12 protein-coding genes are annotated in these 14,336 nt (G+C 44.0%); 1 reads left to right on the top strand and 11 read right to left on the bottom strand.

Going from position 1 to position 14,336, the window contains the following annotated elements; genetic code table 11:
* Positions 1–37: 37 nt before the first annotated feature.
* The gene (wzzB, locus tag AAHB66_RS15200; protein WP_347113481.1) at positions 38–1,018 is read right to left on the bottom strand and encodes an LPS O-antigen chain length determinant protein WzzB; all 981 of its coding nucleotides are present in this window, start codon (positions 1,016–1,018) and stop codon (positions 38–40) included.
* Between the two features lie 194 nt (positions 1,019–1,212).
* Between wzzB and AAHB66_RS15205 the strand changes: the two genes are divergently transcribed.
* On the top strand, positions 1,213–2,217 hold the full coding sequence (locus AAHB66_RS15205; RefSeq protein ID WP_191152442.1) for an NAD-dependent epimerase: 1,005 nt from the start codon (positions 1,213–1,215) through the stop codon (positions 2,215–2,217).
* 46 nt (positions 2,218–2,263) lie between these two features.
* Here AAHB66_RS15205 and ugd read toward each other — a convergent pair whose 3' ends face one another.
* From ugd to rfbB, 10 genes are all read right to left on the bottom strand, one after another.
* A complete protein-coding gene (gene ugd / locus AAHB66_RS15210; RefSeq protein ID WP_106993475.1) occupies positions 2,264–3,430 on the bottom strand; it encodes a UDP-glucose 6-dehydrogenase in 1,167 nt (388 codons plus the stop codon).
* 252 nt (positions 3,431–3,682) lie between these two features.
* Positions 3,683–5,089 (bottom strand): NADP-dependent phosphogluconate dehydrogenase, encoded by a 1,407-nt coding sequence (gndA, locus tag AAHB66_RS15215; RefSeq protein ID WP_225758465.1) that lies wholly within the window; start codon positions 5,087–5,089, stop codon positions 3,683–3,685.
* A gap of 152 nt (positions 5,090–5,241) precedes the next feature.
* The gene (locus AAHB66_RS15220) at positions 5,242–6,351 is read right to left on the bottom strand and encodes an oligosaccharide repeat unit polymerase (protein WP_347113482.1); all 1,110 of its coding nucleotides are present in this window, start codon (positions 6,349–6,351) and stop codon (positions 5,242–5,244) included.
* 261 nt (positions 6,352–6,612) lie between these two features.
* Positions 6,613–7,506, bottom strand: coding sequence for a glycosyltransferase (locus tag AAHB66_RS15225; protein ID WP_347113483.1), 894 nt, complete (start codon positions 7,504–7,506; stop codon positions 6,613–6,615).
* Positions 7,507–7,573: 67 nt separating this feature from the next.
* On the bottom strand, positions 7,574–8,449 hold the full coding sequence (locus AAHB66_RS15230) for a rhamnosyltransferase (protein ID WP_347113484.1): 876 nt from the start codon (positions 8,447–8,449) through the stop codon (positions 7,574–7,576).
* 77 nt (positions 8,450–8,526) lie between these two features.
* Positions 8,527–9,612: a glycoside hydrolase family 99-like domain-containing protein gene (locus AAHB66_RS15235; protein WP_347113485.1), complete on the bottom strand. Its 1,086-nt coding sequence runs from the start codon at positions 9,610–9,612 to the stop codon at positions 8,527–8,529.
* 113 nt (positions 9,613–9,725) lie between these two features.
* Positions 9,726–10,937 (bottom strand): oligosaccharide flippase family protein, encoded by a 1,212-nt coding sequence (locus AAHB66_RS15240; protein ID WP_347113486.1) that lies wholly within the window; start codon positions 10,935–10,937, stop codon positions 9,726–9,728.
* A gap of 167 nt (positions 10,938–11,104) precedes the next feature.
* Positions 11,105–11,983: a glucose-1-phosphate thymidylyltransferase RfbA gene (gene rfbA / locus AAHB66_RS15245; protein ID WP_347113487.1), complete on the bottom strand. Its 879-nt coding sequence runs from the start codon at positions 11,981–11,983 to the stop codon at positions 11,105–11,107.
* Positions 11,984–12,035: 52 nt separating this feature from the next.
* Positions 12,036–12,935 (bottom strand): dTDP-4-dehydrorhamnose reductase, encoded by a 900-nt coding sequence (gene rfbD / locus AAHB66_RS15250; protein WP_347113488.1) that lies wholly within the window; start codon positions 12,933–12,935, stop codon positions 12,036–12,038.
* On the bottom strand, positions 12,935–14,020 hold the full coding sequence (rfbB, locus tag AAHB66_RS15255) for a dTDP-glucose 4,6-dehydratase (protein ID WP_191152431.1): 1,086 nt from the start codon (positions 14,018–14,020) through the stop codon (positions 12,935–12,937). The genes rfbD and rfbB overlap by 1 nt, the downstream gene beginning before the upstream one ends.
* Between the last annotated feature and the right edge of the window lie 316 nt (positions 14,021–14,336).

The raw sequence follows: 14,336 nt of genomic DNA on the forward strand, positions 1-14,336 counted from the left end.
GGGGAAACCCGGTTTTTTTTCAGCTTGCAGGCCTGTATCAGGCTTTGGTCTGGTAGTTGCGCATGGCGTTACGGGCCAACACAACGCCGGAGCCAAGGATACCGCCCAGCAGTACCGCAAGGATAAGCACGATTGAACGTTTCGGGCTATCGCGGCGAATCGGCAGGTCCGGCTTCATCACGTAGCGATACGCATGGATGGTTGTCGGATCGATTTTCAGTTTCTCGATATCCAGCAATTTCTGTTTGTTTTGGTAGTAGCTGTCGGAGAGCGTCAGCGGACGTGAAGATTCATGCGCAATCATGGATTGCAGCGCTTCGGTACCTAACAGGAACATGGTTTCCTGAGTAACGTCCTGTGTCTGCTGAATTTTCGGGCTGGTAATGTTCGCAGCCTCAGCGTACTTCAACGCTTCTGTAATCTGCTTAATACGCAGATCTTTTTGCTCCTGAGCGATAGTTTCCTGGTTGCTCAGTACGTCCTTCAGGGTCGCGACCTGCTGCTTGATGTTATCGTTGAGATCAACTTCAAGCTCTTTTTGGATCTGCTCATCAACCTGCTGAATATACTGCGCCACCTGCTTTTGCGCTGCCTCAGCCGAACCGTTTACGTAGCTGATGCTTAAGGGTAACGATTGGCCTTTTACAGACTGTTCGATGACCAGTTTTTCCGGATCGGCTTTGTTTTCCAGGGTCTGAGATAACGCAGAGAAAGAAGCGTTATAGCGAGTAATCACGCTCTCCTGAATATCCGTTAATTTTGGAGCATTAGCACCATAAAGAATATTAAGCGCGTTGCTGTAACTGCCTATTTGGGCGGCATCCGGCTGGGTGATGATCGCTGTGGAAGTCCACTTCTCTTTGGCAAATACCATGTAAACGCCGGCAAGAATCAGAGCGATGGCGACAAACGCAGCAATGATCCATTTCCCCCGCCACAGCTGTAACAATAGATCAATGAAATCAATCTGTTCAGGGTCATTGCTTCGCATGACCGCGTTATTGTTGTTGTGCGTCATATAATCCTTAGAAGGCAAAAAAGCGCAAATAATAAAGTTTCAGATATAGTTTATCGATTGTTTTCGGATTTTCTATAGGAATCCGATGAGCCATATCGAAAATATGATGTTTGGTAACCCTGCGCATCGCGTTATCATACCCTAAATCCGGTACTTAACGCACCGGACATGATAAGTAACAGATGAGGACAGTTATGAAATTTCTGGTCACTGGCGCAGCAGGCTTTATCGGCGCTCATGTCAGCAAGCGGCTCCTGGATGCCGGACATCAGGTTGTGGGTATCGACAACCTCAATGACTATTACGATGTGAACCTGAAGCAGGCGCGTCTTGATCTGCTCACCTCCGCGAACTTCAGCTTCCATAAGCTTGAACTGGCCGACCGCGACGGCATGGCAGCCCTCTTCGCCGCTGAAAAATTCGATCGGGTGATCCATCTCGCTGCCCAGGCGGGCGTACGTTACTCCCTGGACAACCCGCATGCTTATGCAGAAGCCAATCTGGTGGGTCATCTGAACGTGCTGGAAGGCTGCCGTCACAATAAGGTGCAGCACTTACTGTACGCCTCATCCAGCTCCGTTTACGGATTGAATCGTAAGATGCCGTTCTCGACCGACGACTCCGTGGATCACCCGGTTTCGCTGTACGCCGCGACCAAAAAAGCCAACGAGCTGATGTCGCACACTTACTCCCATCTGTACGGTCTGCCAACCACTGGCCTGCGCTTCTTTACCGTCTACGGCCCGTGGGGTCGTCCCGACATGGCGCTGTTTAAATTCACTAAAGCAATGGTGGAAGGCAAAAGTATCGACGTCTATAACTTCGGTAAGATGAAGCGCGATTTCACCTATATCGATGATATTGCTGAAGCCATTGTCCGCCTGCAGGATGTGATCCCTCAGGCAGACAGTGAATGGACGGTGGAGTCTGGCTCCCCGGCAACCAGTTCTGCGCCTTATCGTGTCTATAACATTGGTAACAGCTCGCCAGTAGAACTGATGGACTACATTACTGCGCTGGAAGAGGCGTTAGGCATTGAAGCGGATAAAAACATGATGCCGATTCAGCCAGGTGATGTGCTGGAGACCAGCGCGGATACCACAGCGCTGTATGAGGTTATCGGTTTTAAACCGCAGACCTCGGTTAAAGAGGGCGTGAAGAACTTCGTGGACTGGTATCGCGAGTTTTATAAGGTTTAAAAAAAAGCCCGGCGAGTATGCCGGGCTTTTTTCTGGTGTCGATGAATCAGTCGCTACCAAACAGATCGCGGGTATAAACCTTATCCGCCACGTCAGACAGCTCCTCCGCCATCCGGTTAGAGATAATCACATCCGCTTCCTTCTTGAAGGCATCCAGATCCCGAACCACACGTGAATGGAAGAATTCATCTTCTTTCATTACTGGTTCATAAATGATGACCTGAACGCCTTTCGCCTTAATACGCTTCATAATCCCCTGAATCGAGGAGGCACGGAAGTTATCCGAACCGCTCTTCATGATCAGGCGATACACACCAACGACTTTCGGCTGACGCGCCAGAATGGAGTCGGAGATGAAGTCCTTGCGCGTGCGGTTAGCATCCACAATCGCAGAAATTAAGTTATTTGGTACGGACTGGTAGTTAGCCAGCAGCTGCTTGGTGTCTTTCGGCAGACAGTAGCCACCGTAACCGAAGGACGGGTTGTTGTAGTGGTTGCCGATACGCGGGTCGAGGCATACGCCTTCGATGATCTGACGGGTATTCAACCCCAGGCTCTCAGCGTAGCTGTCCAACTCATTGAAATACGCGACACGCATTGCCAGGTAGGTGTTGGCAAAGAGTTTGATGGCTTCAGCTTCCGTCGCATCGGTAAACAGGACATTGATGTCCTTTTTGATGGCGCCTTCCTGCAACAGGGCAGCAAAACGTTCCGCGCGCTCCGAGCGCTCACCAATGACGATACGTGACGGGTGCAGGTTATCGTACAATGCCCTGCCCTCACGCAGAAACTCAGGTGAGAAAATGACATTATCGATACCCAGCTCTTCTTTAATCGATTGGGTAAAGCCAACAGGAATGGTCGATTTGATGATCATCACGGCGTTCGGGTTAATCGCCGTCACATCCTTGATCACCGCCTCTACGCTTGACGTGTTGAAATAGTTTGTTTTTGGATCGTAATCGGTTGGCGTCGCAATGATCACAAAATCCGCACCGCTGTAGGCGTCAACTTTGTCGGTGGTTGCGCGGAAATTCAACGGCTTATTGGTCAGATAGTCCTGGATCTCTTTATCCACGATTGGCGAGATCTTCTGGTTAAGCATATCCACTTTGGCCTGCACGATGTCCAGGGCCACCACTTCATGGTGCTGTGCAATCAGGATCCCGTTAGAGAGACCCACATAACCTGTTCCGGAGATTGTTATTTTCATTGAATTAACTTCTTTAAGTTAAGTTTCGGGAGCGACAACCGCCCCACCGCAATAAGCAACTTTTGGGGTTTTTACCTCGTATGCTGAGTTGATGTCAAGGCGAATGGCTGGCTGCAGAAAGGGACAATTATAGTGGTTTATGCTGCAGTATAGCCTGTCGGATGAACCAGGTGAGGCAACACGGGGATATTACAAATAAAAAAAACCCGGTGACGTTCACCGGGTCTCGCTACATGACTGAGTTAAATCAGATTAATCCAGCCACTCGGTGTGGAACACACCTTCTTTATCGGTACGCTTATACGTGTGCGCGCCGAAGTAGTCGCGCTGCGCCTGAATCAGGTTAGCAGGCAGAACGGCAGCACGGTAGCTGTCGTAGTAAGCGACTGCAGCAGAGAAGGTTGGCACCGGAATACCGTTCTGTACTGCGTAAGCCACAACGTCACGCAGCGCCTGCTGGTAATCATCAGCAATCTGCTTGAAATATGGAGCCAGCAGCAGGTTAGCGATGTTCGCATTTTCAGCGTACGCATCGGTAATTTTCTGCAGGAACTGAGCACGGATGATGCAACCGGCACGGAAAATCTTCGCGATTTCACCGTAGTTCAGATCCCAGTTGTTCTCATCAGACGCGGCACGCAGCTGAGAGAAGCCCTGCGCATAGGAGACGATTTTACCCAGGTACAGTGCACGACGGACTTTCTCGATAAATTCTGCTTTATCACCTGCCAGCTTCGCCTGTGGACCGGTCAGCACTTTAGATGCTGCAACACGCTGCTCTTTCAGAGAAGAGATGTAACGTGCAAAGACCGATTCGGTGATCAGTGACAGTGGCTCGCCCAGATCCAGTGAACTCTGGCTGGTCCATTTACCGGTACCTTTGTTCGCGGCTTCATCAAGAATCACATCAACGAGGTATTTACCCTCTTCATCTTTCTTGGTGAAGATGTCTTTGGTGATGTCGATCAGGTAGCTGCTCAGCTCGCCGTTGTTCCAGTCGGTGAAGGTCTGCGCCAGTTCATCGTTGGAGAGGTTCAGGCCGCCTTTCAGCAGAGAATAGGCTTCTGCGATCAGCTGCATGTCACCGTATTCGATACCGTTGTGAACCATCTTCACATAGTGACCCGCACCGTCCGGACCGATATAGGTTACGCACGGCTCACCGTCTTCAGCAACGGCAGCGATTTTGGTCAGGATTGGTGCGACCAGCTCATAAGCATCTTTCTGACCGCCAGGCATGATAGATGGGCCCTTCAGCGCGCCCTCTTCACCACCGGAAACACCGGTACCGATGAAGTTGAAGCCTTCAGCTGACAATTCACGGTTACGACGAATGGTGTCGTGGAAGAAGGTGTTACCGCCATCGATAATGATGTCGCCTTTTTCCAGATACGGTTTCAAGGAGTCGATGGCCGCATCTGTGCCAGCGCCTGCTTTCACCATTAACAGGATACGACGAGGCGTTTCCAGAGATTCAACGAACTCCTGAACCGTATAGAAAGGAACGAGTTTTTTGCCTGGGTTCTCGGCAATCACTTCTTCGGTTTTATCACGGGAGCGGTTGAAAACGGAGACGGTATAACCACGGCTTTCGATGTTGAGCGCCAGGTTGCGCCCCATCACTGCCATACCGACGACGCCGATCTGTTGTTTGGACATTACATACTCCTGTCAGGTGTGTTTAAGACGATTCTACATCGCGAATCACAATAACAAAATCGTCTTTTTTTTAACAAATAAAAATTATCGATATGCTAGTTTTCAGCTACAAAGGCAACAATTGCAAAATCAGGATATTAAATGAGCAATGATTAAGAAGACTTTTTATTTGAATTTATAGCCATTGCAATGACAAATATTCCCATTGGGGTATACAGGAAGGGATTAGTAATGGAAACGCCTGCTGCAAATATCAGTGCGCATACGATCTGCAACTTACGAATCGTATACGATTTAATAAGTGTGCTTAGCGATAAAATAACGATTGGTATTGCTGATAAAACTAAACCAAATACGCCTGTTTTATACAATAACTCCAGCGGAACAACTTCAATCCTTCCTCTATCAAGTATCTGTGTGCCAAACCCATGCCCAAAAATTGAGGCTAAGCCATCCATAGCACCTATAACAAAATTGAAATCATTTACCCTGACTGAATCTGAGTCACCGGCCCTATCTCCAACAAGGATCATCAACGCAAAACCCGCAGCAAGCGCGAGGCCTATATAAGCAGCATTTTTCATTGCGCCATTTAGACGTAAGCTTGCAAGTAATACCGCTATACCAGCAAATAAAAAAACACCTCTTGTTTCAGTTAAAAACAGTGCAACCATCGAAAATACAAACAGGAAGTATTTTTTCTCTATAAAGAAAAACAGTGCCCCAATACCAATAAAGAAAAATGATTTTGCGAAAAATGCGCCACTTGGTCTAAATATAAACTCTTGTGTCAATGAAAAAGAGTTATACAAAGAGTTAAAGTTTAATACTCCGCCTTTCAATAAAAGCACATAACATATGTAAACGACAGAAGCAAACACACTAAATATTTTTGTTGCTGAGATAAAGATGGTTAATGAATGCTCAGTAAGTTTATCGTTCAAACTACATAAATAGAAAAGTATAAATATATATAAATATGGCTGTAAATCAAACGCAATATCGCTTAACCCATTACCATTTAGGACACCTATCAAACAACCATAAATTGGCAAAGCTAGTATCATTAGTATTGTAACTAATGAACCGTTTTTGAATCTGGCATTTAAACTAACCAAATTGAGTGCAAATATAAAAATAGCGATAGCAAAAAGAAAATAGCGAAGCGGTGGTAAGTTAAATGGGTCAAGTAATCTCCCCCCACCGCCAACAACAATCTCAATTGTAAGGAGTGTTATGAAAATTTTATTAATCTGATTCATCGTTTTTTCTCAAAATAACTACCATCCATACGAAAAAGTACTTTCTGCTATCATACTTACTCTTACTTGTACGTTAACGATGAAAGATTTTTATAAAAAAAGCTTTTCTTGAGTACATTATTAAAAATTTTAGACTCACAGATAAATCACTCTTATTGCAGGAATGCAATGTTCAATAATAATCTAATACCATAAATAAATTTAATTGAGTCGCTATCCTTTTGGATAACGCAAGTAAATGTAATTAAGAGACACGTTAAATTAAATTTGATTTAAAGCAAGCAATATCATCAAAGTGATTTTATCGCGTAACCGGCGCCTGTATTTGAAGGCCTGAAGAGCTAAACTAAGACGATCAGGATAGTTATTATTCATTTTCTTATATATTACTTTAACATCGCTATTATTGAATAATATCATAAGCTTGTTGATTTCTTTTCTATACCATTTCCCCTTAACTAAACTTAATCTTTTTTTCCATGCAGAAAAGGAATTATTTGCACCAACTTGGTTTGATTCATGTTGGCGATAGAGCATCGAGGGAGAAGAGTCGATGTACCAGAGATAGTTATTTTCTCTGGCATAAGCATATAACAACCAATCATGTAACTCAACAGCCTGCGCCCCACTTGTATTCCTGAGAAAATAAATAAAGTGAGTTGCTAATTCTACTGTAAAGACATAAGTACAGCCAGGCCCGGCAGCTTCAAAAAAATGATCGTATCTTACCTGCGGCTGTGCCTTATCAATTAATTTCTGACTACTATCGTTTCCAAAAGCAATGACATTGCTTGAATAAGCGTGACATGCTTTGTTTTTTAAGGCTGCAATCGCATTTTTTAATTTATCGACGTACCAAATATCATCTTGATCTGCAAACGAGATAAAATTGTAATTTTCACAAGGTACATTTAATAAAAGATGATAAAAATTTTTCCCTGCTGAACCATATCTATTACCGTAGGGTAAGAAATGGATGTTTGGTAATAACTGATATTTATCCTTAAGATATTCAAATGAATCATCAGTAGACAAATCGACACTTATATAAAGATCAAGTGAAACATCATCTTGTTTTAAAATACTTTCAATTTGCTCATCTACCCAGTTTCTTCCATTGTAGACGGCAAGTAATACAGCTATTTTTTCCATCATTCAAATCTCATAACAATGCTTTAAAAGTTTATTTTATTAATATTATTTTTTATGTACCCGTGGGTTTTCACCCCTCACATTGCGTAAGCCATCGAGCAAGCCAGCAATAAATGTATACGCATACTCTTTTTTTGCTTTTTTGAGTGAGAATGAGAAGGAAAGAATGGACTACTGAAAACAGAACTTCCCGAGCGGCTAAAAGCTTTGGTACATGCGGGTACCTTACTAAATGAATCGAGTTTCTTACCCGATAATAACGCCGATTGGCGCTATGTACAGGCACACAAAAGCCCATAAAATCAAAGCTTTTATCACCAATTGAATGCAGCATTTTGGCTTGTGGGATGACATGGACTTTTATTCCATGTGAAAAACATCTCAAACACCATTCTGTGTCAACATAGTCAATGAATAGAGCAGAGTCCATCACGCCAACTTTATTAAAAATATCGCTACAAACGATTGTACCCGATGAAATTACTGTTGAAGTAGTAAATACTGCGTTCTTACCATGTGAATAATGCTTAACGCGCCGTCCATTTTTCTTTATATCAGTGATGGCGTACTCAAAGCCTTTTTGTTCATCATAGAATACAGGCGCACAAATCTCATACTGATTATTTTCCATTGGCGCTTTTAATGAAGCAATAAAATCATTTTCAATCTTACTATCTTGATCGAAGAAAATAATATATTTGTAGGCTTTCTTCAGGCACTCTGTAATTCCAATATTTTGAGCCTCAGCAATCCCTTTATTACCGCCAAGGGAAATATAAAAGCAACCTTCATTAGCTTCAAGTATTCCATTTTTATAAGTACTATTATCAATAACAATAGCATCACAAGACTGATGTTCTAATCCTTTTATTAATGATATAACACGATCATTATTAGGGTTATATGTCACTATAACAGCACATGTATTATTATTTTTTAGACTCATTACTTAAACCAATATCTCAAATATGAAGGTTGCGTATATAAATACATATTAAAATGAAGTTATTTTAAGATAATTGACTAACTTTTATTTTTAGCAACAACATCTTTAATAGCTTCAAGATAAGCATAACCATGTTTTTCGTCTGGTTCCAGATATGTACCTTCAGCCCATTCATTCCATGCGTTAATAAATAAATAAGGCGTCTCAGCAGACTGCGACTTATCATATAGCTTTTCGAGGTTCTGTTTGAAAACTTCAGGACTACTACCACGCATAACTAAATATTTATTTTTCTTACGCGCCGTATTATCCCAATCAACGAATGCACCAGGATAAACAGTTCTGGAAAAATCTTTTTCTAAAATTTTGTTCCATACCGCTTGGTAAGATAATACTTGTTCGGCAAATTTAGTTTGTAACTTTTCATTTGAAATTTGCTTAATACGGGTGAAGACTTTTCTTGGTAAAGCACTTACCCCACCCATACTATGTCCGAAGGTACACATAGGTTCAAAATTGACAGCGGCATCAAAATTAAGTTTACGCTCATCGCGGGAGAAGCTTGTCAGCATGGTGACAAAATGAATGTCACCAAACGAGGTCTTTTTAGCAAGTTCTCGCCAGTAATTGATCCAGTCAGCGCAGCGTTCAAAACTTGCTGAACGGTAGAGCAAAAATACCGGCTTACCGTTATGTTTCATATAGCGCTCATCTTCAAAGAAGGGTTTCAGATAATTGAAATGCTCTAACCAATCTTCTTCGTTGCCATAATCCTGAGGCATAATGACATCACGATGACTACCATCCCAACTTCTTGTCCAGGGTTCATTTGCCCATGCGAACATGAAGGGTAGATTTATATCTGTATTTTCTAACAGGAGCTCAGCTGGTTTATCCAGGAGTCTTTTCCCGTTAAACCAGTAGTGATAAAAACAAAAACCATCAACATGGTATTTTTCAGCTAACGATGCTTGCCATTCTAAAGTCTCTTTATCGAGAAGATTGTAATAATTAGCATTCATCGGCACTCTAGGCTGGTAATGATTCTTAAATAATGGTGTCGCTTTTTTTACATTCGTCCATTCGGTAAAACCTTTCCCCCACCATTTATTATTTTCTTCTATTTCATGAAATTGTGGGAGATAAAATGCTAAAACTTTCATCAGAATTTCCTTTATATTAACTACTTAAATTCAATGACTCAAAACGATCAATTTAATAAACTTTAAAGCTCATATACCTAGCGTTATTAATTATCTAAATGGGATTATTATGTTTATTTAGCTAAACGATAGCAATATCGAATAAACAAACAAGAAATAATCGTCTCTGTAATTAAAACACTAATAGTCACTCCATAGACTGGTGCGTAATGTATAAACGCAATAGCCATAAGAATATGCAAAATACTTATTCTTATATATGTATTTCGTACCATAGCTGTATGGTCATTGATAATCAACCACCATTGACCAAAAACAATACCAACAGAAACAATAAATGGCAAAGGCGACATCACAAGTAGAATAGAGGATGCAACCCTATACTCTTCGCTAAAATAAAATAAGGATACTGGATATCCAATCACAGCAATTGAAGCTGAGACAAACAATCCGAATAAGATAAACTTTTTACCGTATAAGCTCAGAATATCTTTGAAATCAGAGCCTTTACTTACCAACGAACTTACTCTTGGGAACAGGGCTTGCTGAACAGGAGTAAGCAGGCCTTGGGCAGCGACCCTGAGTTTATCTGCCGCCGAGAAATAGCCAGCATACACGGGGCCGGCAAAATAACCAATGATAATGACGTTTAGGGTGGTATAAAAACTGATCGTGATATTTGATATAAATAGGTCAAACCCACCTTTCAGTGAAGCCAGGACATCTGACATCCCACACTTCGTAAACGCCACCATTTTATTTTTACCTATATACACCATAGCGATAATCCCTGAAACAAACATTCCAAGAGATTGACTGAAAATTGCCAGGCCAATATCATTCGAGTCTCTTACTAATAAGAAGACCGCAACAAGAGAGAAACATTTAGCGATAGTGGTACTGATAACAATACCTTGCATTTTTTCCAACCCCTGGAATAACCAGATAGGAAAAAAAACAGTGCCAAGAACAGCAAACATCCCGCAGAAGAATAGCTTGACGTAAATGTCCAACCCGAATATCAGCGAATATACGACAGCTATAAGTAAGAATATTAAAAACAGTAAAAACTTAGATATAGTCGTTACTGTATATATTTTATTGAGCAAGTTTTGATTTTCTTTGTTTTTCGCAATCAATAAAGTTGCGCTAAAGTTAAACCCGTAATCGACAAAAATTATAGTATATTGAATCCATGCTTGTACCATTGACATGACACCGAAATGTTCAGCGCCAAGAACCCTCATTAAATAGGGCAAAGTCAACAAAGGGAACAAATAATTAGATGCCTGAACAAAATACAGTAAGAATATGTTTTTTTTCACTTATTACTATTCTCATTTTTAAATTTACTGAAAGCCTGCATCATTTTTATAACACAAGCCTTCAGTTAATTAAAAACTCTGTGCTTTTTAAACGATATTCTGAAAATCCTTTTTGATGTTCAGACATCATTTAAAAAGTCAAATGGCCACGACGACGTTACACTACATCAGTAGCCTTTAAGCATTTTCAGCAAATACTGTCCGTAAGCATTCTTCGCCAAAGGTTTGGCGAGTAACTTGACCTGCTCTGCATCAATGAACCCTTTACGGTAGGCGATCTCTTCCGGACAGGCCACCTTCAGTCCCTGGCGCTCTTCGATTGTCGCAATGAAGTTACTCGCTTCAATCAGGCTCTGATGCGTACCGGTATCCAGCCAGGCGAAACCGCGCCCCATCATCGCAACAGACAGACGGCCTTGCTCCATATACAGACGGTTAATGTCTGTAATTTCCAGTTCACCGCGCGGAGACGGCTTAAGGCTTTTCGCCATCTCAACTACACTGTTGTCATAGAAATAAAGACCCGTCACGGCATAATTACTTTTTGGCTCAGCCGGTTTTTCTTCGAGACTGACAGCCGTGCCTTCTTTATCAAACTCAACGACGCCATAACGCTCAGGATCGTTCACGTGATAAGCAAAGACGGTAGCACCGCTTTCTTTGTTCACAGCGGAGTCCATCAATTTCGGCAGATCGTGGCCATAGAAGATGTTATCGCCAAGCACCAGCGCACAGTCATCGTCACCAATGAACTCTTCGCCGAGGATAAACGCCTGCGCCAGGCCATCCGGGCTCGGCTGGACTTTATACTGCAGGTTCAGGCCCCACTGACTGCCATCACCGAGCAGTTGCTCAAAGCGTGGCGTATCCTGAGGGGTACTGATAATCAGAATGTCGCGAATACCCGCCAGCATAAGCGTGGACAGCGGGTAGTAGATCATCGGTTTGTCATAGATGGGCAGCAGCTGTTTGCTGACAGCCATAGTGACCGGGTACAGACGTGTTCCTGAGCCACCGGCTAAAATAATCCCTTTACGCGTTTTCATTTCATCATCTCTTTATGTGCAAAATGCCCGTAAACGGGCATTAAATTTAAGGTCAGACCGCAGTAGTCGTAAACAGCTCGGCCAGCATGCGTTTTACCCCGATATCCCATTGAGGTAATACCAGGTCAAAGTTTTGCTGGAATTTTTCCGTGTTCAGACGGGAGTTATTCGGGCGACGTGCAGGGGTAGGATAAGCACTGGTAGGAACAGCGTTGAGCTTTGTAATTGCCAGCTCAATGCCAGCCTTACGCGCTTCGTCGAAGACCAGGGCGGCATAGTCGTGCCATGTGGTCACGCCACCCGCAACCAGATGGTAGAGCCCTGCAACGTCGGGTTGCTTCAGCGCGACACGAATCGCATGCGCCGTGCAGTCGGCCAGCAGCTCAGCGCCTGTTGGTGCGCCAAACTGATCGTTAATGACCGACATCTCCGCGCGTTCTTTTGCAAAACGCAGCATGGTTTTCGCAAAGTTATTTCCTTTGCCTGCATAAACCCAACTGGTGCGGAAAATTAAGTGACGAGCACAATTTTCCTGCAGCGCTTTTTCACCGGCCAGTTTGGTTTCGCCATACACGTTCAGTGGTGCGGTGGCATCGGTTTCTCGCCACGGATTTTCGCCGTTACCCGGAAAAACATAATCGGTGGAATAGTGAACTACCCAGGCACCAATTTTAGCGGCTTCTTTGGCAATGGCTTCAACGCTCGTGGCATTCAGCAACTGCGCGAATTCTGCTTCTGACTCGGCTTTATCTACGGCGGTATGGGCCGCCGCATTCACGATCACATCAGGTTTAATGCGTCGTACGGTTTCCGCCACGCCTTCTGGATTACTGAAATCACCGCAATATTCGCTGGAGTGAACATCGACGGCAATCAGGTTACCTAACGGCGCGAGCGAACGCTGCAACTCCCAGCCCACCTGCCCTGTTTTGCCGAACAAAAGGATATTCATTACTGACGTTCCCCGTAGTTCTGTTCAATCCACGATTGATAGTTGCCGCTTTTCACGTTCTCCACCCACTGGGTGTTGGCCAGATACCACTCCACCGTTTTGCGGATCCCACTCTCGAAGGTTTCCTGCGGCTTCCAGCCTAACGTCTGGCTAATCTTATCGGCATCGATGGCATAACGACGGTCATGGCCCGGTCGATCGGTCACGTAGGTGATTTGATCGCGATAAGAGCCCTCTTTCGGCACGATTTCATCAAGCAGATCGCAAATAGTATGAACCACATCGAGGTTTTGTTTCTCGTTATGGCCGCCGATGTTGTAGGTCTCGCCCGGTTTACCCTGGGTTACCACTGTATAGAGCGCACGCGCGTGATCTTCAACATACAGCCAGTCGCGGATCTGATCGCCCTTGCCGTAAATCGGCAGTGCTTTTCCGTCCAGGGCGTTCAGGATCACCAGCGGGATCAGTTTTTCCGGGAAGTGATAAGGACCGTAGTTATTCGAGCAGTTGGTGACGATGGTCGGGAAACCGTAGGTACGCAACCAGGCGCGCACGAGGTGATCGCTTGAGGCCTTCGAGGCTGAATACGGGCTGCTTGGTGCATAGGCCGTGGTCTCGGTAAACAGCGGCAGCTCAGTAGACGCTGGGTGTTCGTCCGGGTGCGGCAGATCGCCATACACTTCGTCAGTGGAGATGTGGTGGAAACGGAAGGTTTTTTTCGCTTCTTCGCCAAGCGTAGACCAGTATGCACGAGCCGCTTCCAGCAGCACGTAGGTGCCGACGATATTGGTCTCGATAAACGCTGCCGGGCCGGTAATCGAACGGTCAACGTGACTCTCCGCCGCCAGATGCATAACGGCATCAGGCTTGTGCTCGGCAAAAATACGATCCATTGCCGCTTTATCGCAAATATCTGCATGCTCGAAAACGTAACGCGGGCTGGTGCTCACGTCAGCCAGAGATTCCAGGTTACCGGCGTAGGTCAATTTATCGACATTAACCACTGCATCCTGGGTGTTTTGAATAATATGTCGGACCACCGCCGAGCCGATAAAACCGGCACCACCAGTAACAAGAATTTTCACGCGTTATTTTCCGTTAAATGAATACATTGGGATATTGGATTGCTGAAAATTTGTTAAACCAAAAATTCAGAAATCAGACACGCTACCGCCCCTGGCTTTACAGCTACCAGTGCACTGAGCATGATCATAATATAGAGGTATTTTGCCGCCTGACCCCGGCATAATCGCGACAGGGTTGCGCGCAAATCAATTAATAATTGTCGTCTTAAATGCTTGCAGAAACAAGGGAAAAAATCAGGCCAGCAACACAAAAAAACAGCAATTAACTGACTGAAATTTAAGAATATATTTAAAAAGAAAACGGCAGTGTCATTCT

The organism is Leclercia sp. S52 (genome assembly GCF_039727615.1).
Lineage (GTDB): Bacteria > Pseudomonadota > Gammaproteobacteria > Enterobacterales > Enterobacteriaceae > Enterobacter > Enterobacter adecarboxylatus_B.

Bases quoted from the DNA above. Each gene is read 5' to 3' on its own strand.
- wzzB (WP_347113481.1), bottom strand. From the start codon at position 1,018: ATGACGCACAACAACAATAACGCGGTCATGCGAAGCAATGACCCTGAA.
- AAHB66_RS15205 (WP_191152442.1), top strand. From the start codon at position 1,213: ATGAAATTTCTGGTCACTGGCGCAGCAGGCTTTATCGGCGCTCATGTC.
- ugd (WP_106993475.1), bottom strand. From the start codon at position 3,430: ATGAAAATAACAATCTCCGGAACAGGTTATGTGGGTCTCTCTAACGGG.
- gndA (WP_225758465.1), bottom strand. From the start codon at position 5,089: ATGTCCAAACAACAGATCGGCGTCGTCGGTATGGCAGTGATGGGGCGC.
- AAHB66_RS15220 (WP_347113482.1), bottom strand. From the start codon at position 6,351: ATGAATCAGATTAATAAAATTTTCATAACACTCCTTACAATTGAGATT.
- AAHB66_RS15225 (WP_347113483.1), bottom strand. From the start codon at position 7,506: ATGATGGAAAAAATAGCTGTATTACTTGCCGTCTACAATGGAAGAAAC.
- AAHB66_RS15230 (WP_347113484.1), bottom strand. From the start codon at position 8,449: ATGAGTCTAAAAAATAATAATACATGTGCTGTTATAGTGACATATAAC.
- AAHB66_RS15235 (WP_347113485.1), bottom strand. From the start codon at position 9,612: ATGAAAGTTTTAGCATTTTATCTCCCACAATTTCATGAAATAGAAGAA.
- rfbA (WP_347113487.1), bottom strand. From the start codon at position 11,983: ATGAAAACGCGTAAAGGGATTATTTTAGCCGGTGGCTCAGGAACACGT.
- rfbD (WP_347113488.1), bottom strand. From the start codon at position 12,935: ATGAATATCCTTTTGTTCGGCAAAACAGGGCAGGTGGGCTGGGAGTTG.